The organism is Clostridium fungisolvens, assembly GCF_014193895.1.
Classification (GTDB): domain Bacteria; phylum Bacillota; class Clostridia; order Clostridiales; family Clostridiaceae; genus Clostridium_AR; species Clostridium_AR fungisolvens.
In genome coordinates this window covers 3070107-3090538 of record NZ_BLZR01000001.1, presented here as the reverse complement: position 1 = coordinate 3090538, position 20432 = coordinate 3070107, and the positions used below count along the sequence as shown (strand labels likewise).

Below are 20432 nucleotides of genomic sequence, written 5' to 3'. Positions count from 1 at the left end.
TGTTGAAATTAATTCTTTGCGTAAGTTAATTAAAGCGTCGGATGATTAACAAATTAATTTCAACACGGTGCGTTAACAGCACATAATATTAAAAAAGAAACTCTAGATTTTAGTTACCGTTGTAATGGTATATTTTATAATCTGGAGTTTCTTTTTTTGTCATAATTTATTTTATTTTGGTAAAAATAATGTCGAAAGGAGGAGTATATATGAAAAAGATTAAATATCAATCAATATGTTTTGCATTATCATTAATTTTCTTATTAGGATTATTCTCATTTCCTGTATTAGCTGATGAACAAATAAAGGTAGAGGCAAAATCAGCAATATTAATGGAGGCTGTAAGTGGTAAAATACTTTTTGAACAAAATTCTCATGAAAAATTTGCACCAGCTTCAGTTACAAAAATAATGACTATGCTTTTAGCTATGGAGGCTGTAGATAGTGGTAAGATAAAATTTAGCGACAAGATTACAGCCAGCGAAAATGCTAAAAAGATGGGTGGAAGCACAATGCTTCTTGATACTGGTGAGATAAGAACAGTTGAAGAAATTCTTAAAGGTATTGCAATAGCCTCAGGAAATGATGCTGCCGTAGCAATGGCAGAATATCTTGCAGGTACTGAAGACAGTTTTGTAGGTCTTATGAATGAAAAGGCACAAGCTTTAGGCATGAAGGATACTACTTTTAAAAACTGTACTGGACTTCCTGCTGATGGACATTTATCAACCGCATATGATATTTCACTAATGTCAAGGGAGTTGTTGAAGCATCCACAGATACTAAAATATACTGGTACATATATGGATAACATATCTGAAGGAAGAAAATCACCTATAGAACTTGTAAACCATAATAAATTGGTTAGATTTTTTAAAGGTTGTGACGGACTTAAAACTGGTTTCACAAACGATGCTAAGTACTGCATATCCGCAACTGCTACAAGAGATGGTGTAAGAATGCTTTCAGTAATTATGGGAGCACCAACCTTCAAAATCAGAAACAGAGATGCTAGTATGTTATTAAACTTTGGCTTCTCAAAATTTGAAAGCAAGAAGCTATTTGTAAAAGATCAAGATGTTGAAAAGATAAGCATGAGCAAAGATGGAGAAAAATTCTTTATGGCAAAAGCTAAAACTGATGCTGTTGTAACCATTGAAAAAGGCTCAGCTGATAAAATTACTAAAAAATTATCATTGAAAACAGATAAAGTTAAGTTTAAAAAAGGTGAAACTGTAGGGAAGTGTGATTTCTTCTTAGGAGAAGAATTAATAGGATCAGTTGAATTATATTCTGATAGAGACATAAAGAAGGCTAATTTCCTAGAGAATATAAAATACAATTTCCAAAACCTTTTTAAAGGTGGAGTATAAGAAGGAGTAAAATCCTTCTTTTTTTATTCTTTAGGAAATTGTATCTCAATTATATCTGCGGATAATTATGCGAACAGACTTAAGACATAATATAAAGTTAAAGAATAAAAAAAGAAGAATATGTCGCCTGTAAGATTCTTCACATACGCTTAAGAAAAGGCAGATGCGCAAAAAAAATACTAAAGAAGATCGCTTCAGCGACTTTTTTATTGCCTTTTTTGATTTATTGCTTAATAATCTTTAAATTGATATTATATATATAGGAAGTTTTTAAGACAAGCGATACTTCTTAGTATTACGCTTTAATATTTTGGTTATGTTTAAGACTATTATTGAAAATAAGTGGTCATGATTAAGGTAATTAAAGCATCGGATGATTAACCGCTTAATTTTAACATGTGTTTTGACAGAACTTATATTTTACATACTTTAATGAATTTAAAAATAGGAGAGATTATATGCAGCTTCCAAGCATTAAGATAACGAATTTCGAAGGGCCTTTTGATCTTCTTTTGCATTTAATAAAGCAGAATAAGATGGAAATTCATGATATTAAGATATATGAACTTACAAATCAGTATATGGATTATTTAAATACAATGAAGGAGATGGATTTAGATATTACATCAGAATTCATAGTGGTGGCAGCTACATTGCTTGAAATTAAGTCCAAGATGCTCCTCCCTAAGCCAGTTAAGGAAGATGAAGAAGACAAGGATCCTAAGCTTGATTTAGTTGAGAAACTTATAATATATAAGAAAATAAAAAATGCAGCAGTGTTTCTTAGCAAAAAAAGTTTATACACAGGTAAGATATTTACAAAAAAGCCTGAGATAATTGAAGACTTGGGCAAAGATAACACCGAAGATTTACTCTTGAATATAACAATGCTTGATTTGTACAATATTTTTAATCAGCTTATTAATAACTATAAAAATAAGCAGAATACAACTGTTATTGAAAAGAGAATATATGCAGATAAGTATAAATTGGAGGACAAGATGAGTTATATCTCAGAGGCCATACTTAGTAGAAAGCATATTGACTTTGAGAATCTTTTATTTGAATGTGAGTCTAAGTTGGAAAAGGTAGTAACATTTCTAGCAGTACTTGAACTTATAAAGCAGAGAGTAATAAAAGTAATACAGGAAGATAGCTTTTCTAACATATACATAGAGAGGAATGAATTTAGTGGACAAGATTAGTATAGATCAATTAGAATTTGAAGAGGTTTCTACGAAAAGGCAGTATATGTCAGTAATAGAATCTCTACTATTTGTAACAGGTGAACCACTAGGGCCTAAAGATTTAGCGAGAATATTAGAATGTGATATAGACTTTGTAGAAGAAATTGTAGAATCTATGATAATAGAATATGAAAACCAAGGAAGAGGAATAAAGATTATAAGTATAAATGGTATGTATCAATTAGTAACAAAGCCACAAAACAGTGACTATGTACAAAAGCTACTTAAAAAGAATACAAGACAATCCTTGTCACAAGCTTCTCTAGAAAGCTTAGCTATAATAGCATATAAACAACCAGTTACCCGTGTGGAGATTGATGAAATTCGTGGAGTAAAAAGCGATAGTGCAGTACTGAAACTTATGGAAAAGAATTTAATTAAGGAAATGGGAAGACTGGAGGTTCCTGGCAGACCTATTCAATATGGAACTACTGAAGAATTTTTAAGACAATTTGGCCTCGAAGACTTAAAAGAACTTCCTTCATTAGACTTATTTGAAGAAGTAGAAGAAGCTGATAATACACAAGATTTGAATCAATTTGAGGAATAATAATTAATATAGAGTCTTTTAATATACATATTTTTACGTAATTTATATTAAGCATGAATAGAGGATAGTACATAGATAATACATTGAATGATAATAATAAAAGTTAAAGAGATATTAAATAGAACTGTATGAATTGCACGATTCTTTAAATGAATAAGCAAATATAGACTTTCATTGTGTATGAAAGTCTATATTTTTAGTCTTATTGATTGGCTTCAGGTTTATCGCAATTTTCTTCCTTGTTATTTTTAGGTTTTGAGAAAAAATCTTTGATAACTTCTAAGACTTGAGGAACATTATCCACAATTCTATCGTAGGTATTAGTTTGATTTACAGGAAGAAGTCTTACTGAATTTTCTCTAAGAACTAAAAATGCAACTGGTCGAACAGTAACCCCTGCACCAGAGCCCCCACCAAATGGATACTTTTCAGGAACTTCTTTACCAAACTCACTTCCGCCAGAAGCAAAACCGAAAGATACTCTAGAAATAGGAATTATATAACTTCCGTCTTTTGTTTCTACAGCATCCCCTATTACAGTGTTAACGTCTATCATATCTCGTAGACTTTCCATGGTTGTTTTCATTAAGTTTTCGATTGGATGATTACATTCCATAACTTTCCCCTTTAGGGTCCACCTCCTTATATTTTAAGGACAATAATATTAATAAAATTATATATATAATTTTTACTAAATTTAAAAAAATTATACTTTTTATTTTGATTTTTACGGAAATACCTTCGGATTGAAAATTAGGAGTTAAGTTGGTATTGTTTTCTACAATCTTAAAAGGAATGTTTATTATCATATAAATTGTTGTAATAACTTGATATATGATTCCGTAAATTTTAGCTGTACTAGCAGCATCACCTGTGGAATAATTCATTTCATAACATAACTTCATTTTAGGTTTTATAGGGTTATGGTTTAATCTGTAAGTTATGTTTTTCAAAATATCTATATTGAATTGAACCTTTTTTTTCTTTGTTTTTTTCTTTTCTTTTTTAGGTTTGCACTTTTCCTTTTCTTTTTTCTTTCTTAATGTTTTTTGCAGGGAAAATACTTTAAATCTATATAAGTAAACTTCTAAATCCAAATCTTTAAATATTATTTTAAGTTTTATAGGAAAAGGTACAATTAATAACAAAAGTATTAATATAAAAATATATAATGCGAGCATTAGCCTTCCTCCAAAAATAAAGGATATATTAATCCTTCTAATTATAGTATTTCCAATTTTTTTACGTATAACCATCTATATCTAGGTTATTTCAATTTTATTTTGGGGAATTTATATATATAGCTTTGCTAACTTGATAAATAATTATATTGAAATCAATATTTTAGATTGTGTTTTTAGGAACTGTGGTAAAGTGAAGCAGTTATAAAATATGATGCAAAGTAAAGTGTCTTTTTTACAGAAAATCATAATATAGTTTAATTTGTGATCTTACAAAACCATAGATAAGTCACCTCGTAATTAAATTTATATTTTCTAATTATATTCTCAGAACCCAGAAGAGTTTTGAAAATAAATTTTGAGTTGAAGTTTTTTATCTTTAAAGAATGACTTGAAAATATATGATGTATAAAACAATAAGTGTTATGTAGCTAAATTATAAAAAAGGACTGATGTTATGAAAATTAAAAAGGGAATTAGTTATTTTTTGAGCTTTCTTCTTATTAGTTTATTAATAGGTAACAATATAACAGTCTATGGTAAAGATTTAACTCCTAGTGCTAGATATGTATTAGCAATGGATAGAAATTCAAAACAAGTATTATATAGCAAAAATGGTTATATGCCTGTACCAATGGCAAGTACAACGAAAATAATGACTGCTCTTATAACTCTACAAAATAAGAATCTAGATGAAAAAGTAGTTATTAGCAAAAATGCAGCATCAATAAGAGGCTCAACAGTTGGCTTTAGAAGCGGAGAACAGATAAGTATACATGAACTTGTATTTGGACTTATGACTAGATCCGGTAATGATGCAGCTATTGCTTTAGCAGAAGCTCAAGCAGGAAGTGTAGAGAACTTTGCAAAGGTTATGAGCTCTTTTGCAACAAGTTTAGGACTTATGGATGCACATTTTGAATCGCCTCACGGATTGGATAGTCAGAATCACTATTCATCAGCTTATGATATGGCTTTATTAACTTCTGTTGCGATGCAAAACGAAAAATTTAGAGAAATAGCAGCTGTAAAGGAGTTAAGAAAAGAAAAGTATGGATTCACAAGAGATTATACAAATATAAATAAAATATTACATAGAATACCTGAAGCTAATGGAGTTAAAACAGGTTATACTGGGCAGGCTGGAAAATGTCTAGTGTCATCCGTAAATTTAAATGGAAGAGATATAATAATAGTTGTGTTTAATTGCCCAGATAGATGGGAGGCTACTGAGAAAGTTTATAATTATATTAAAGAAAACTATGATTTCCATTCAGTAGCTGTGAGCGAAGCTATCGGCAAAGAAGTAGTAGAGAAAAATGGATATAATCCAGAAAGTAAAATAGACTTTGTAGTGCCTAAAGGAAAAACTTATAAGATTGATTATACTGATTTTTGCAATAAAAAAGGTGAAATTGGTGGCAAGGTAACAGTTGTCGATAGTGATGGAAATGAAGTTGTAAAAAAGTATGTTAATAAAAAATAGGATTTTGAAAGATTCTAAGGCTGTATTATATTATATATAAAGACGTACCACTCCGAAACGAATGGATTTTTTAAGCTCTCACCATGCATTGTGAGAATTTAAAAATATAAGTTTTGTTACGAAGTGGTATATCTATTTTTACAAATAGATGCTATGTTTACGTTGAATAAGGTAGTAGAATATAATTTTCGCTAAAATCAGTAATAATTCAAAGTGTACTAGCATATATAAACGAGCTGATTAATATATAACTAATCGATATGTTAAAGTAAAAATAAAGTTTTGAATATTCAATATCTACAGTAACCAAATGAGTTGTGATGAAATAATTTAGTAGTATAGGATTTTAAATATTATAATTTTATATACTAAAAATCTTAAATAATTATTGTGGAGGAGTAGATGGACAGAGAGTTAATAGATTGTATTGATGCTGGAACTGAATATTGTCCTTCAGTTATAAGAAAGCATCATTTATACAATAAGGCTAATCATGATTTTATAAACTTTACCTTAAGTTCCATATTATCTCCGTTCCAATATATTGTGTCAATTATAGTGTTTAGCAAATTTCTTTTATGGATAACATCTCTTATCACTTCATATTCATCTCCAGGGATACGTAAAGCCTCTTCAAGGAAGTTAACTTTAGGAGAGTTTGATTCGTCTAATTTTATTTTATAATGACTATCCAATCTGAATTTTAAATTTTGCAGTTCTGCATCTAGTTCTTCGAGTTCTTTAATTATATACTTTGATACCTGTTCATTTTCAGAGAGTGATAGTTGTTTAACCAAGTTACCTATTATATGTTCTTTTTCGTTTATTGATGATTTCAAAATGTTAATATTCTTTTCTTCATCTGTTCCTTTTTCGTACAGTTCCATTAATAAGGAAATGGATTTTACTAATAAATTTTTATCATATGCCTTAATTTGTTTTAATAGGAGATTGTCTAATATATCAACTCTCACATTTTTATTATCACATTTAGATCCATTGCTGTTATCTTTAGCAGAACATACATAGTAATCGAGTCTTCTATTTTGTTTTTTAGATTTATGGCCTTGTTTTATTTTCATCCTAGATCCACACTTTGCACAAACCAATAATCCAGTTAGGAGAGCTGAATTATCACCTGTACCCAATCTTTTAACTCTGTTTTCTTTGTTTTTATCTAAGATGTTCTGTACTTTTATCCAATCTTCAGCACTTATTATGCCTTCATGTCTAGAAACCGCAACTATCCATTCTGTAATATCTCTGTCAGTTGTGATATTTTTAGTTTTATTATAAGTAAGGTATCCGTTTCCGTTTGGATCACCAAATACATTCATACCTGAATGCATTAAAAAGTTATTTGTTGTTTCAGAGGACTTTACGTATAATGGGCTTGTGAGAATTCTTCTGAGTTGCATAGTTGACCATTGTCCTCCATTTTTGCCCTTTATATTTGATGAATTTAAATATCTTGAAACCTTTGATAAGGAACGTAGTTCAAGGTATTTAGAAAAAATTAAATTAATTATGTTGAGTTCTGACTTAAGTGGGCAGAGTTGCATCAATGAGCGTTCTTTAAACTCGCTATCAATATAAGTAACTCTTTCGGCAGCAAAACCAAAGGGTTCTTGTCCTCCAAGCCACCTACCTGATTTTGCAAGCTGAAGCATATTATCGCGAACTCTTTCAGCAATAGTTTCTCTTTCCAGTTGAGCAAAAACACTAGCGATATAAATCATTGCACGTCCCATAGGAGTAGTAGTATCAAATTGCTCTCTAATGCTTATAAAATTAATTTTATATTTTTGAAGCATGTCTAGAGTAGTTGAGAAATCAGCTACATTTCTGCTTATACGATCAAGTCTATAACATATAAGTACATCAAATAAATTTTTCTTTGCATCCTTTAAAAGTTGCTGAAATCTAGGTCTATTAGTATTTCCACCTGAGAACCCCTCATCTTCATATATAATATAATCATTTATACCAAGCTTAGATCCATATTGTTTGCATAATTCTATTTGGTTTTCAATTGAGTCACCTTTGCCAGTAAATATAGATTTTCTACTATAGATAGCTGCTTTCATAAGTACCTCCTAAGCTTTATGATACTATTCTAATAACGTGGAACTAAGAATATGACACATAATTTATAATAGCGACGAGTATATGTTTAACACTTAATTATAGTTATTCATATTATATAAGTAATAATGCTTAAAGAGGGTTCATTATATGAATAAAAAAATTACTATAATCATAGAAGGAAAGCTGACAAAGGAAATGAAAATAGAATATTCGAAAACATTGGCAGTTAGTTTACTTAATGAGTATGGAAAGAGTACATGCGCAGAATTACTAAATCTTAATAAAAATAAAAATGAATAATAAAGTGCTTAATTGACTTATTATAAAATATAGTCTTAAGTATTTAATTAACAATAATATGATTTATAAAAGTATAATTCATAGTTGATTTTAAATGTTGATTGGAAAATATATTTGTTAAGGAATGATTCAATAAATTTTTATTAGCTGAGTGAAAAGATAAGATTTATGAGAAAATAAATGACATCGATAAGATGAAAAAAGCTTTCTATGGAATTAACAACTTCCAAGTAGATAAAAATGTTATATTAATATGAAAGAAAACAACCTTGTAGATTGGTTGTTTTTTTATATGTAAAGCTATTTACTATTTAAAGCTCTTAAGGATTAGGGGAAAATTAATAGAGCTAAGTGTGACCAGAAGACTGCCATTATACTTGGGGCAAATCGTTAAAAGAGCAATGAAAAAGAGAAAATTGAGTAAGTATGATGTAGATTAGAACGATAAGTGTTGTATAAAAAAGAGTTATGATTAAGGACTATATGAATGTTATATATATAAATTCACTTAAAAGATGTATTAAAAAAATGTTGGTAATTATTTAAAATGTTGATGGAATATTTAGTGTTTTAAGTATTATACCAGAATGCCATACTGGCATTCATAAATTTTTATAACTCATAGTAAAATTAGATTATACGTATAAATTAGATCAATATAAGAAAAAAGTATTTTACTTATTACATATATTATATTTTGTTTTACTTATTAAAATAAGTATTGTAAAATATGAAATCTTTAAGAGAAATTTTATTAAAATTTCAATGGCTGTCCTATAATGTTTCATTAAAGAATTTAATTAGTATAAGTGATTTTTTATAAATCTAATTCTGTTAGTTCTTATGAATTTATCTCCATTTAAAAGATTTTGAAACATTAGATTAATACTGTTAATTTCTAAATCTAATTTAAATAATACAAAAAAACTAAGGTATCTTTGGAGATATTTTGTAGCTACACCATGAAAAACTTTAAACCATTTCTTTATATTTGATCTGAAGTATCTTAAGTTATCGTATGCTTCTACTTTTAAAACTCTCTTTCCATTATGTCTTCTTGCAACCTGAGACAGATATCTGTCATCATAATGAACAATGTAAGAATCTTTTTCTATCTTCGAGTACAACTTTATATTAAAAGTTGTAAGATTCCAACAAGAATTGAACAGAGGTTTTACAAACATTGAATCATCATCACCCTTTGCTCCAATAATCCACACATTTTTTCTTAAATTAATAGGACAATCTCTACTTATATTAATGCTTTTTATATTTCTGCAACCTTTAAAGTTCTCACGTATGATAGTTTTTTCAATATGGACAACCCCTCTTAACTTATCAGGGGTAATATCTAGATTTATGGAATTGAGTATCTTATGTCTCCAATAAAATGCAGTAACTAAGCTAATATTTAGCTTTCTAGCACAAAATCTTAATGATTTCTTTTCTAATAATAATTCAATGAATTCCATCCAGGTTCTAGTATCCTTTTTTGAATAACTCCACAAAGCATTAGTTGTCTTAGAAAAAGTTATTCCACAAACCTTGCATTTATATCGTTGAATTCCTTTATAAAATCCGTATTTAATATACTCTCTACAGTTGCAAGCTGGACAATGATCCACACGTCTATTATGATATAAAGCTTTTTTTAAAGTTTGCCTTATATGAGAATCTAATTTTTCAAATTTTATATCTTGGTGTATCAAAACAAACTCCTCCAATGTAAATGATCATATTAGATAGAATGTTTTATTTATCATCTTAATTCTTGCCTTCTTACTAACCCTCTAATCATTACCAACATTTTTTTAATACATTCGTTAAGTGATTTTATCGAGTAAAAGCTTTCTTCTTACAAACCAACGATGAAAAAAATTATTTTAATTTTTATAACAATTTATATTAATTCCGAGGTTCACAAAGAAGAGTATAGTTTAAGTTGTAATTGTACAAAAGAAGAGATAACGTTAGCATAAATGACTGTTGATGATAATTCTAGTGAATTTCAAAATGAAAAATTAAAATGTAACTAAAATAATCTTTTTGTTTATGTAAATCAGATATCGTAAAAATTTAAATTAAAATTACAAATATTTTTTAATGTTGTTACAGGAATTATTATGTGAAAGTATAGTAATAATTAAATTCATTGAACAAAAATGTAAAAGAATGTAATTAAAATTAATTAACAAATATATTTAATGATAGTAAAATTTGTTTGTGTTACATCAGTGTAACTATTGATAAATCATGATTTTGTACATAAAAATGCATGTGAAATATTGAGTTAACAAAAACTATTGATACTTTTTAATAAAAAATATCAAATATTGGAATATGTCGTTATGTGTATAACGAAAAACGTGGCAAATTGTGTAAAACCTGGTAGAATAATTTTTGGAGGTGGTTTTATGAAAAAATATTTTAAAACAAAGGTGGCTGCACTTGCATTATCAGCAGTTATATTAGTTCCAACTGTCGCAAGTGCTGCTACAGATTATGGCTGCGACGTAACAAGAAATGCATTAGGTTTCTTAAGTGCATGGGGATGGACTTCAAATTCTGGACATCAATGCAGAGTAAGAATAACGGTTGCAGGAACTGTCTTTGACAAAACTGCTAGAGATAGTATAAGCGGTTCAGCTGAAGGATTCTCAAGTACTGCATATCACAATCACTATGTAGATTACAACTTGGTATATTCAGGAAGCAACTAAAAAACAAATGTAAATCCAGCAATAGCTGGATTTACATTGTTGTAACGAATTTTTTAAGGAGATAGTGAAAATGAAGTTTAGGAGACGATTTACACAGAGTGGTATTTTCGTATTTATAATTATATTTACCATTTCATTATTTGTATCATTAGGAACAAATACAGTACAAACCTTGTATGAGAATACAGCACAATTTAATCAACTAACATCACCTAAAGCAATTGCATTTAATGTAAATCAGTCAGATAAAATTTCTGGAGATCAGTTAATGGATGTAATAAAAAGTAAGAAAGACATCTGTTTAGTAAAAGAACAGATTTTTTATAGCATCTACACTGGTAAAGCGATTTTTTACAACTATGATATGAATATGCAAGTACCAATAATTAGTGGAAGGTTTTTTGACAAGAATGATTTTAGTAAAAATGAACCTTTAATCGTAATTGGTAAGGACATGAAGGATGAAGTGATCGTTGAAAATGGTGAAAGTTATATAGATTACAATAACGAAAAGTATAGGGTTATTGGAGTTATGGGGTATAACAATAGATCCTCAATACTTGATAATACTTTTTATATAAAGCTAGATTATTTTACGAGTAAATATAATAATATACAAACTATTGGCACTTATTGGCTACTAGATGGGAAAACTAGTGATACTGAAACTTTGTTTAACGATTTAAATAGAGATTTAAACAGTAAAAATAAAATTACATTATCTAAGGTAGAGGTTGATAGATCTCAAAGTTCAATCTCAAGTGCACTCTACAATAGAAAGTTTACAATTATAATAATGATTGTTACTATGCTTGTGATTGGACTAAATATATTTAATATAACTTACAATTACATAGCAAATAAGCGTAAAGAAATAGGAGTAAAAAAGGCTTTGGGCGGTACAAGTTTTATGATAGCAATTGATATTATATGCGAATTTGAGATTATATGTTTAATTGCATTTTTAATTTCTCAGGTTATGTATTTTATTATAATTAAATTTGGAATGCTAAGCCAAGTCTTTGGTAGTAATGTATACTTTTTATCAGGAATTATAACACTGGTAGTGGTTACTTTTATTACGCTTATAATTTCATTAATTCCTATTAAAAGAACATTGAAAATTGATATTAGCGATGCTATGAAAGGAAGATAGAGATGCTGAATTTTAATTATGCATTATCAGGATTGGCTAAACGAAAAAGGTTTGTACTTCTTTCTGTTTTTCAGTTATCGGTTTCGCTATTATTTTTATATAGTAGTATATATTTAAGTAATCAAGTAAGCTCCGGAAATAATAAAATATTAAAGTTATTTGATAACAAGATTATTTATAAACTGCAAAACAAGGATGATTATTATGATATAGTATATAGAAACGAAGGAGATACAACAAAGTATGAAGAGTTTGATAATTATTTAAAGAATTCAGATAAGTTCAAACATATATCTTATGGACAGAGTCTAGTATATATTTTGGATTTTGATGGTTCAAGTGAGTTCAAACCGATGTATGGTGGATTGACAAAGAGCAAAGATAATATAAGTTATGAGGGCTTGCAATCTCTTGTTATAGATGACAGATATCTAGATATATTCCCGGTAAGATTAGATAGTGGAAAGGTATTTCAGACGAATGATTATTATAAAAATATAAATACCACAGAAATTACCCCTATTATAATGGGTAGTGATTATAAAGAGAGATTTAAGCTGAATGATATTGTTAAGTTTTTAGAGAATGATGTTGTTAAAGAAGCTAAAGTTGTAGGTTTTCTTGATAAAGATCAATACTTTATTGCAGACCAAATAACTTTTAATAATTTGACAAGCTTGAATAAATTTATTATATTTCCTCAAAGAAAGCTTGGAATAGAGGCCTACAATAATGTAGAGGATGATAAGTTGAAGATAGCTGATTATAAACTTGATGTTTATAATCATATAACAAGTTCCTTGATTATTATTGACAATAAATATAAAGGACAAGAAGATAAAATTGCTAATGAAATTGCCGCAAAGTCCAGGGAGATGAAATTTTTTAACTTTAAGGTCTATAGTGTGCAAAAAGAATTGGATAATTTTACTCAAATGTTTAAAGATCAGAATAATATAATAAACACAATATTTGTAATAGTGTTAGGAGTTTGCTCTATAGGAATTATTTCAAACACAATATATTCACTTAGAAGTAAATATAAAGAATTTGCAGTGCATATAATGAGTGGTGCAAGTTTATTTGATATTGCGATAAGAGTATTTTATGAAATTCTAGTACTAGCAGTAATTTCAGGTTATGTGAGCTACTGGCTTATAATTGGTGGGCAGAAAGCTGGGATGATAAAGTTTGATGTTTTAACATTTATAGAGCTACAAATTTTCAATTTGATTATTGCAGTATTAATTTCAATTGTTCCAATTATGGATGTTATGAAGGTTCAGCTAAATACGCTTTTGAAAGGAAAGGAGTAACTAATTATGATTAATATTACAGCAGTTGAAAAGTCATACGGAAAATCAGATTCGTTGGTTACAGCATTAAAAAAAGTAGATGTACAAATAGAACGGGGAGAAATGGTAGCTATAGTTGGAGCTTCTGGTTCTGGTAAGTCTACATTATTAAATATAATTGGATGCCTTGATAAAGCAACTTCTGGACAATATCTATTTGATGGAACAAATGTGCAAGATTTAAATCAAAGAGCTTTAGCAAAATTGAGAAACAAGGGATTTGGATTTGTTGTTCAGTATTTTGCATTGATTGATGATTATACTGTGTATGAGAACGTTGAAATTCCACTTAAGTATGGAAAAGTAAATAAAAAATTGAGAAAAGAGAAGATTGAAGCACTCCTTGAGAAATTGCAAATTGCAGATAAAAGGAACAAGACTCCAAAGGAGTTATCTGGTGGACAATGTCAAAGGGTAGCTATAGCAAGAGCGTTAGTAAATGATCCAGATATCATATTAGCTGACGAACCTACAGGAGCACTAGATAAAAAAACTGGAGAAGAAGTTGTTGAGATATTCAGAAGTTTAAATGAAGAAGGAAAGACTATAGTGATAGTTACTCATGACGAAAAGGTTGCAAGAAGCTGTAATAGGATAATAACCATCGAAGATGGAATGATATGCAAGAATGAAATTATAAGTAGAGGGTGATATTTATGAAGAAAAAGAAATATGTAGTAGGTCTAGTTGTTATAGTAGTTTTAGCTGCAGGTGTACTTGTTTTTCAAAAATTTGCACATTCTAAGAATGCTTCTAGTATGAATGGAATTTTTGAGAGCGCGGATTCAGAAGGCTTAACAAAAAAATTCAGTGCAAAAGGCGGGTACGACAATATTAAAATACAAGCAAAAGGGGATCTTACTGAGGGAACGATTAAAGTTACTGTAACTGATCCAAAAGGAAATAATGTTTGGGAGAGTAATATTAGTAAGGACAATGCATCAGATGTTAAAGAGTTTAAGACTGTTGCTGGTGATTGGAAGATAAATGTTACTCCAGAAAAAACTAATGGGAAGTATACAATTGACTGTACTCAGGAGAAGTAAATAGTATAATTAAATGTTAAAACATAAAACTATAAAATTATAATTTTAAGAGGGAGCAGATTATATAATCAGAGCTACCTCTTTTTTACTGTATATGAATCACTCATAAAGACGAATTCTCCACAAAGTATAGTGAAAAAGAACTTGTTTTTTTCGTAGGAAAGTGTAAATCTTTCAAGATAGCCTTACCAACATTTTTTTAATACATAATTATATATAGTTTAATTAGTGTCAACAGCTAAGATATTCGATGGAAATTATTAAAATGGTAACAAATAATCTGATAAAATTTATTTAATATTAAAATTTATTTAATATTAATATTGATATTCTTCTGTAGCTAATGTATATTGTTTTTAATTAGTTATTTTAGATATAATTAGCAATAAGCAAAAGAGTAACCAATTTAATCTGAGAGCTGTTTTATAACAGTCGGAGTTCTAGAAATTACGGAGAGAGTTATAAAGTATAAGCTTTAGATTAAAGCTGGAAATCTCTATATAGATAGGGGGATGAAAAAATGATTCCAAATAAAGATCATCTTGTAGCTACTTTTTCAATTGTTGGGTATGATCCTGAAGCAAAAGAATGGGGAGTTGCAGTACAATCAAAGTTTTTAGGGGTAGGAGCTTTAGTGCCTTGGGCAAAGGCTGGTGTAGGAGCTATAGCAACTCAATCTTGGTGCAATACTAGTTTTGGACCAGAGGGCCTTAAGTTATTAGAAGAAGGATTAAGTGCAGAAAAGGTTTTAGAAAAGCTACTGGAAAACGATGAGCAGAGAGAATATAGACAAGTAGGTATTGTTGATGCAAAAGGAAAAGGAGCTACATTTACAGGTAAGGAATGCTTTAACTGGGCTGGTGGAATAGGAGGGGAAAATTTTGCATGCCAAGGGAATATACTTGTGAATCCTGAAACTGTAGAAGCTCTTGCAGATACTTTTAAAAATACAAAAGGGGACTTGGCTGAACGACTTGTTGCTGCTTTAGACAGAGCTCAATCAGCAGGTGGAGACAGTAGAGGGAAACAATCAGCTGCCTTACTAGTGGTAAAAGATAAAGGCGGTTATGGTGGGTTTAATGATAGATATATTGATCTAAGAGTAGATGATCATGTAGAGCCAATCAAAGAATTAAAGAGGCTCCTTGATTTGTATAAGCTCTATTTTTATAAGACAAAACCAGGTAATTTAGTTAAGATCGAAGGGGAATTGATCTTAGAAATTAAAGAAGTACTTAAGAAAACTGGATATTTTGATGGTGAAATAGATGAAAAGTTTGATGATCAATTTAAAGATGGCCTTAAAAGATTTTACCTTACAGAAAACTTTGACGAGCGTTATCGTGAAGATGATAATATAGATATAGAAGTATTGGCATTTTTAAGAGAATTAGCTAAGAAAAGTGAAGAGTAATGAATTTATAAAAACAGCACTGATACTTTCGGGTATTAATGCTGCTTTTTATTGTGCAAGTAATTTGGAGAGATATACTGTTATTTTGAGACCCCATATTAAATTATTACGTCTTTATAAGTGAGAGGACGGTGTGAAGATGAAGATAAGCGAAGACAACTTAGTTAAAGAGCTTAAAAATAAAAATCCAAAAGCACTGGATTATTTAGTTGCAAATTATAGCAACCTTATCTTTAAAGTTGTTATTTCTATAGTTGGAAGTGCAAAAAGGGAAGAAGCAATGGAATGTGTAAATGATGTTCTTCTTAAAGTGTGGGAGAAGATAAGTTATCATGATGAAACAAAAAACAAATTCTCATCTTGGCTTATTGCTGTAAGTAAATATAATGCATTGGATTATAAAAGAAAGTTAATCAAAATTGAAGAACAATACAACATTGAAGATCTTATGTTGGCAGACGAGAAACAGGTAGAAGAACAAATTCTATCTAATGAGGGTAAACAAGAGCTTCTTAAAGTGATTGATACTCTAGGAAGTCCAGATAAAGATATTTTTATAAGAAAGTATTTCATGGGAGAGTCAATAAATGAAATAAGTGAAGCTTTGAACCTAACTAAGCCAGCAATTAAAAATAGACTTTTTAGAGGAAGAAAGATTTTAAAAGATAAATTAAATCCAATGGAAATGGAGGCGCTTTAGCATGGGAAAAGATATATATGAAGAATTTGATAGTATTTATTTTGATCAAACTGAATTTGAAAAAATTGAAGACTCATTATCAGAGATAGAGATTAAAAAACTAAATAAGACTTTGAAAAAAAGAATATTTAAGAACAATAAAAAGTATATAAAGGTTGCTTCAATTGCTTCAATAACATTAATAATAGGAACTAGTATTATGACACCGGCCTTTGCAAAAACAATAGTTCAATATATACCGGCTATGGAAAGCTTATATGGAAGACTTGGATATTATAGTGAGTATAAGGATTTTTCTCAATATATAGGTGAGAGTAAAGAAGATAAAGGGTATAAATTCACTATAGATAAGCTTGTGGCTGACCAGGATACTGTGTTAGTTGCATTAAGAATATCTAAGCCAGGATTAAATGCTAAACAAACAGAATCTAATAATAAGGTTGATTTTGTTATGAGTGCAGATTTAACTGGTATAGATAGAGGGGCTATTTCAGGAGGTTATGTTGATCAGAGAATAGTAGATGAAAATACTTCTGTGATTCTTTTAGAAAATGAAGCAGCTGTAGGGAAAGTCTTGCCCAAAAGATTTAATATGAACGTTAATATCCATTCTACCTTTGATGAAGAAGTTAAGGTGAATTTTCAGTTGCCAGTATCAAGAGAGAAGATAGAACAAGACACTATAGTTAAAGAGAATTTAGGGATAAGCGAGATCAAAAAAGAATTTAGAGTGAATATTAATGAAATAAAAGCAAGTCCGTTAAATATAAATATAAAGTATTCTATAGATAAAGACAATGACGAAAGGAATTTCGTAAACTTTTACTGCTACGATGACAAAGGTAATATTTATCTAGACATGGGAGGAATATCTGATGGTGGCAATGAAAAGGTTGGAAAGTTAAGTCCTATACAAAAGGGTGCAAGAAAGTTGTATATTGTACCATATATAAGTCAAGTGATAAATGAAGATGAAGAAAGTTCTCATAATGACTTAGGTTTTGCTGATAAGTTATTTGATATAAATACAACGAGAGAATTTGATTTTAAAAAATACGGAAAGGTTAATGTATATAAAATAGTAAGAAGTAGTAGCACTATTAAATTCTATTTCACAATTGAAGGTACAGAAAAATCCTTGAAAATACAAGACATCATTCATTTAAATGAGAATAATGGAGATAAGCAAGAGGACAAAATCACAGTGTCAAGAAATAATATAAAGATGTATAAACCTGATTTAAACAATCCCAATGATTATTGTATAGAGTTCACTAATATTGATAGTAGTAAAAGTTATCAGTATTCAGTGGGGTGGTTTCCAATTTCTAAGATATTAGAAGGGGATACAATTGAGGTTAACTTAGTAAGTAAAATAAATTGATTTTATATTAAAGATATATCCTCATTAATATGAAAACTTAGCTAGATTTAAGAAATAAAAAAGAAGTATAAGAATATTTAATAAATGAAGTGGCATTAATATAACACTGTATTAATGCCACTTCTTATTTTAATATGAAAAAGAGCAATACTCCGAAATTTAGTTGTTTCAAATGTGAGGATTTAAAATTTATTGTATAGACAAGACCACAAATGAATAAAAATGAGAGGTAGAATTAAATTGAAGATTACAACATTATTATAAAAAGGAGAATACAATTATGGGAGAAAATAATAAGGGTATAATTCCAGAAGGTTTTTTATGGGGAAGTGCAGTAACTTCTTTTCAAAGCGAAGGAGCTTATAATGAAGGTGGAAAGGGAGTTTCGATAGTTGATAAGAGGGAGATTCCGGAAGGTTTTTCTGATTGGACAGTAGCGGTAGATTTTTATCATAGATATAAAGAGGATATAAAGTTATTTAAGGAATTAGGAATTAATTCATATAGAACAAGTATTTCATGGGCAAGAGTTATGCCAAATGGTGAAGGCGAAGTTAATGAAGAAGGATTAAAATTCTATGATGATTTGTTTGATGAATTATTAGCAAATGGAATAGAGCCAGTAATAACCCTTTATCATTTTGATGTACCAAATGCTTTAGCAGAAAAATATAATGGTTTTGCTTCAAGAAAAGTAGTAGATCTATTTGCAGATTATGCAAAGCTTGTATTTGAAAGATATAAAGATAAGGTTAAGTACTGGATAACTTTCAATGAGCAAAATTTAGTACTTATTATGAACGAATATTGGGGAGTAACTACACCTGAAGGTGCTAATAGGGAAGAATTAGCTTTTCAAGTGACTCATAATGTATTTGTTGCTCATGCTAAAGCTACAAAGTTGTTACATGAAATTATTCCTGATGCGAAAATGGGTGGGATGGTAGCTTATACTACAACATATCCAATGACTTGCAAGCCGGAGGATGCTTTAGCAAATCAAAAGGTGAAGGAATTATTCAATGACTTATACTTTGATGTATTTGCCCATGGAGAATACCCAACATATATAACAAGTCTATGGAATAAGAGAAACATAAAACCGGTGTTTGAAGCTGGTGATGAAGAATTATTAAAAGAAAATACAGTAGACTATTTAACTTTCAGCTATTATAGAAGTGATGTAGTAAAGGCTGTTTCAGATGAAGAAGGAAGCACTGCTTTATTTAAAGGAATAACAAGAAATCCTCATCTGGATGCAAATGAATGGGGATGGGCAATAGATCCAATCGGTTTCAGAATAGCATTAAAAGAGGTGTATGCTAGATATAGAATGCCTATTTTCGTTACTGAAAATGGAATTGGTGTTAGAGAAGAATTGAATGAAAATAATACTGTAGAAGATGATTACAGAATTGAATATTTGAGAGATCATATAAAAGAAATGAAGCTTGCAATGGAAGAAGGCGTAGAGGTAATCGGCTACTTAACTTGGGGATGCACAGATATTCTAAGTTCACATGGTGAAATGAAGAAGAGATATGGATTTATCTTTGTAAATCGTGATGAAACTGAATTAAGAGATCTAAAGAGATATAAGAAGAAGAGTTTCGATTGGTTTAAGAAAGTGACTGAATCAAATGGGGAAATATTGTAATTAATGGGATAAAAATATTGAACAAAACTCACCTTTAGTGTAAAATTACACTAAAGGTGAGTTTTGTGCTTTATGTTTTTTATATCTTACGTAATGATTGTTTGAAAGGATGAGGCAAGAGTGAGGTGTTTGAAAAGGTCTAGTATAATTTTTTTGATTTTAACTATACTTTTATTTTTGATGAATATTGTAGATGGACTCTACGGAAATCCTGTAAGTAAATATTTGGCCAGTAGACAAATAACAAGTTATATGACAGATTCCCTACATATAAAAAAATTTGAGATTAAGTCGATTAACAAAAATTTTGTATATGGAGGGTACTATTTTGCGGATGTATATGATGAAGAAAATAATAACAAATTCACTATAGCAGCAACGGAAAAAAATGTTGTTTCAAATGTTCTTAGTGATATAGAGCCACAAACAAATGTAGATAAAACTAATTATTCTCCAATAATTTTAGAGAATACCCTAAAAGTAAGCTTTATATTATTTGCTTTAAGTTCTATTATATATTTTTATGGCAGTATGTTTAGAAGAGGTTAAGTTAGATGATACTTTCGATTAATTAAGAAATCAGCAAGTGCATTTTAAAAATATATTTCTTAAATAATGGCACATAGAGAGGAAAACTAAACTGTTTTCATAGTACAGAAAAATTAGTTATAGGTAAATCCACGGATTTTAAGTGATTATGATAATTTTTTAAGTAATGCACTAAAAAGTTAAACTTATCGGCCTGGTAGAGATCCTTCATATAGTTTCAGAAAAG

The 20432-nt window shown here is 29.2% G+C and carries 18 protein-coding genes and 1 pseudogene; 15 read left to right on the top strand and 4 right to left on the bottom strand.

Features of this window, described 5'->3' with window-relative positions; translation table 11 throughout:
- Positions 1–209 precede the first annotated feature (209 nt).
- From bsdtw1_RS13560 to scpB, 3 genes are all read left to right on the top strand, one after another.
- A complete protein-coding gene (locus bsdtw1_RS13560; protein WP_183278096.1) occupies positions 210–1373 on the top strand; it encodes a D-alanyl-D-alanine carboxypeptidase family protein in 1164 nt (387 codons plus the stop codon).
- 458 nt (positions 1374–1831) lie between these two features.
- Positions 1832–2578: a segregation/condensation protein A gene (locus tag bsdtw1_RS13555; protein WP_183278095.1), complete on the top strand. Its 747-nt coding sequence runs from the start codon at positions 1832–1834 to the stop codon at positions 2576–2578.
- The gene (gene scpB / locus bsdtw1_RS13550; RefSeq protein WP_183278094.1) at positions 2556–3170 is read left to right on the top strand and encodes an SMC-Scp complex subunit ScpB; all 615 of its coding nucleotides are present in this window, start codon (positions 2556–2558) and stop codon (positions 3168–3170) included. The genes bsdtw1_RS13555 and scpB overlap by 23 nt, the downstream gene beginning before the upstream one ends.
- Before the next feature lie 202 nt (positions 3171–3372).
- Here the strand turns inward: scpB and ytfJ are convergent, their stop codons facing one another.
- Together ytfJ and bsdtw1_RS13540 are read right to left on the bottom strand one after the other, a co-directional pair.
- Positions 3373–3786, bottom strand: a complete 414-nt coding sequence (gene ytfJ, locus bsdtw1_RS13545) for a GerW family sporulation protein (protein ID WP_183278093.1) — start codon at positions 3784–3786, stop codon at positions 3373–3375.
- Positions 3776–4267, bottom strand: coding sequence for a DUF2953 domain-containing protein (locus tag bsdtw1_RS13540; protein WP_183278092.1), 492 nt, complete (start codon positions 4265–4267; stop codon positions 3776–3778). The genes ytfJ and bsdtw1_RS13540 overlap by 11 nt, the downstream gene beginning before the upstream one ends.
- A gap of 547 nt (positions 4268–4814) precedes the next feature.
- Here bsdtw1_RS13540 and bsdtw1_RS13535 point away from each other — a divergent pair.
- A pseudogene (locus bsdtw1_RS13535) lies at positions 4815–5648 on the top strand (D-alanyl-D-alanine carboxypeptidase family protein); the annotation flags it as partial.
- Positions 5649–6328: 680 nt separating this feature from the next.
- On the opposite strand, the gene bsdtw1_RS13530 reads toward bsdtw1_RS13535, so the two are convergent.
- Complete coding sequence (locus bsdtw1_RS13530) at positions 6329–7924, bottom strand: recombinase family protein (RefSeq protein WP_183278090.1); 1596 nt, start codon at positions 7922–7924, stop codon at positions 6329–6331.
- 148 nt (positions 7925–8072) lie between these two features.
- Between bsdtw1_RS13530 and bsdtw1_RS13525 the strand changes: the two genes are divergently transcribed.
- Positions 8073–8225 carry a hypothetical protein gene (locus tag bsdtw1_RS13525; RefSeq protein ID WP_183278089.1) on the top strand — a complete coding sequence of 51 codons (153 nt, stop codon included), beginning with the start codon at positions 8073–8075 and terminating at the stop codon, positions 8223–8225.
- An 800-nt stretch (positions 8226–9025) separates the two neighbouring features.
- On the opposite strand, the gene bsdtw1_RS13520 is transcribed toward bsdtw1_RS13525, so the two are convergent.
- Positions 9026–9934, bottom strand: coding sequence for an IS1/IS1595 family N-terminal zinc-binding domain-containing protein (locus bsdtw1_RS13520; protein WP_183278088.1), 909 nt, complete (start codon positions 9932–9934; stop codon positions 9026–9028).
- A 705-nt stretch (positions 9935–10639) separates the two neighbouring features.
- On the opposite strand from bsdtw1_RS13520, the gene bsdtw1_RS13515 reads away from it, so the two are divergent.
- The 10 genes from bsdtw1_RS13515 to bsdtw1_RS13470 all read left to right on the top strand — a co-directional run bounded on the left by bsdtw1_RS13515 (position 10640) and on the right by bsdtw1_RS13470 (position 20206).
- Positions 10640–10945, top strand: coding sequence for a hypothetical protein (locus bsdtw1_RS13515; RefSeq protein ID WP_183278087.1), 306 nt, complete (start codon positions 10640–10642; stop codon positions 10943–10945).
- A gap of 70 nt (positions 10946–11015) precedes the next feature.
- Entirely contained in the window at positions 11016–12101 is a 1086-nt protein-coding gene (locus bsdtw1_RS13510; protein WP_183278086.1) for an ABC transporter permease, read from the top strand.
- A gap of 2 nt (positions 12102–12103) precedes the next feature.
- A complete protein-coding gene (locus tag bsdtw1_RS13505) occupies positions 12104–13417 on the top strand; it encodes an ABC transporter permease family protein (protein ID WP_183278085.1) in 1314 nt (437 codons plus the stop codon).
- 6 nt (positions 13418–13423) lie between these two features.
- Positions 13424–14107, top strand: a complete 684-nt coding sequence (locus bsdtw1_RS13500; protein ID WP_183278084.1) for an ABC transporter ATP-binding protein — start codon at positions 13424–13426, stop codon at positions 14105–14107.
- A 5-nt stretch (positions 14108–14112) separates the two neighbouring features.
- Positions 14113–14502 carry a hypothetical protein gene (locus bsdtw1_RS13495; RefSeq protein ID WP_183278083.1) on the top strand — a complete coding sequence of 130 codons (390 nt, stop codon included), beginning with the start codon at positions 14113–14115 and terminating at the stop codon, positions 14500–14502.
- Between the two features lie 520 nt (positions 14503–15022).
- Positions 15023–15916 (top strand): DUF1028 domain-containing protein, encoded by an 894-nt coding sequence (locus bsdtw1_RS13490; RefSeq protein ID WP_183278082.1) that lies wholly within the window; start codon positions 15023–15025, stop codon positions 15914–15916.
- Between the two features lie 139 nt (positions 15917–16055).
- Positions 16056–16616 (top strand): sigma-70 family RNA polymerase sigma factor, encoded by a 561-nt coding sequence (locus bsdtw1_RS13485; protein WP_183279811.1) that lies wholly within the window; start codon positions 16056–16058, stop codon positions 16614–16616.
- A 1-nt stretch (position 16617) separates the two neighbouring features.
- Complete coding sequence (locus bsdtw1_RS13480) at positions 16618–18000, top strand: DUF4179 domain-containing protein (protein ID WP_183278081.1); 1383 nt, start codon at positions 16618–16620, stop codon at positions 17998–18000.
- Between the two features lie 280 nt (positions 18001–18280).
- Positions 18281–19657, top strand: a complete 1377-nt coding sequence (locus bsdtw1_RS13475) for a glycoside hydrolase family 1 protein (RefSeq protein WP_183278080.1) — start codon at positions 18281–18283, stop codon at positions 19655–19657.
- 129 nt (positions 19658–19786) lie between these two features.
- Complete coding sequence (locus tag bsdtw1_RS13470; protein ID WP_183278079.1) at positions 19787–20206, top strand: YfjL-like protein; 420 nt, start codon at positions 19787–19789, stop codon at positions 20204–20206.
- Positions 20207–20432 lie beyond the last annotated feature (226 nt).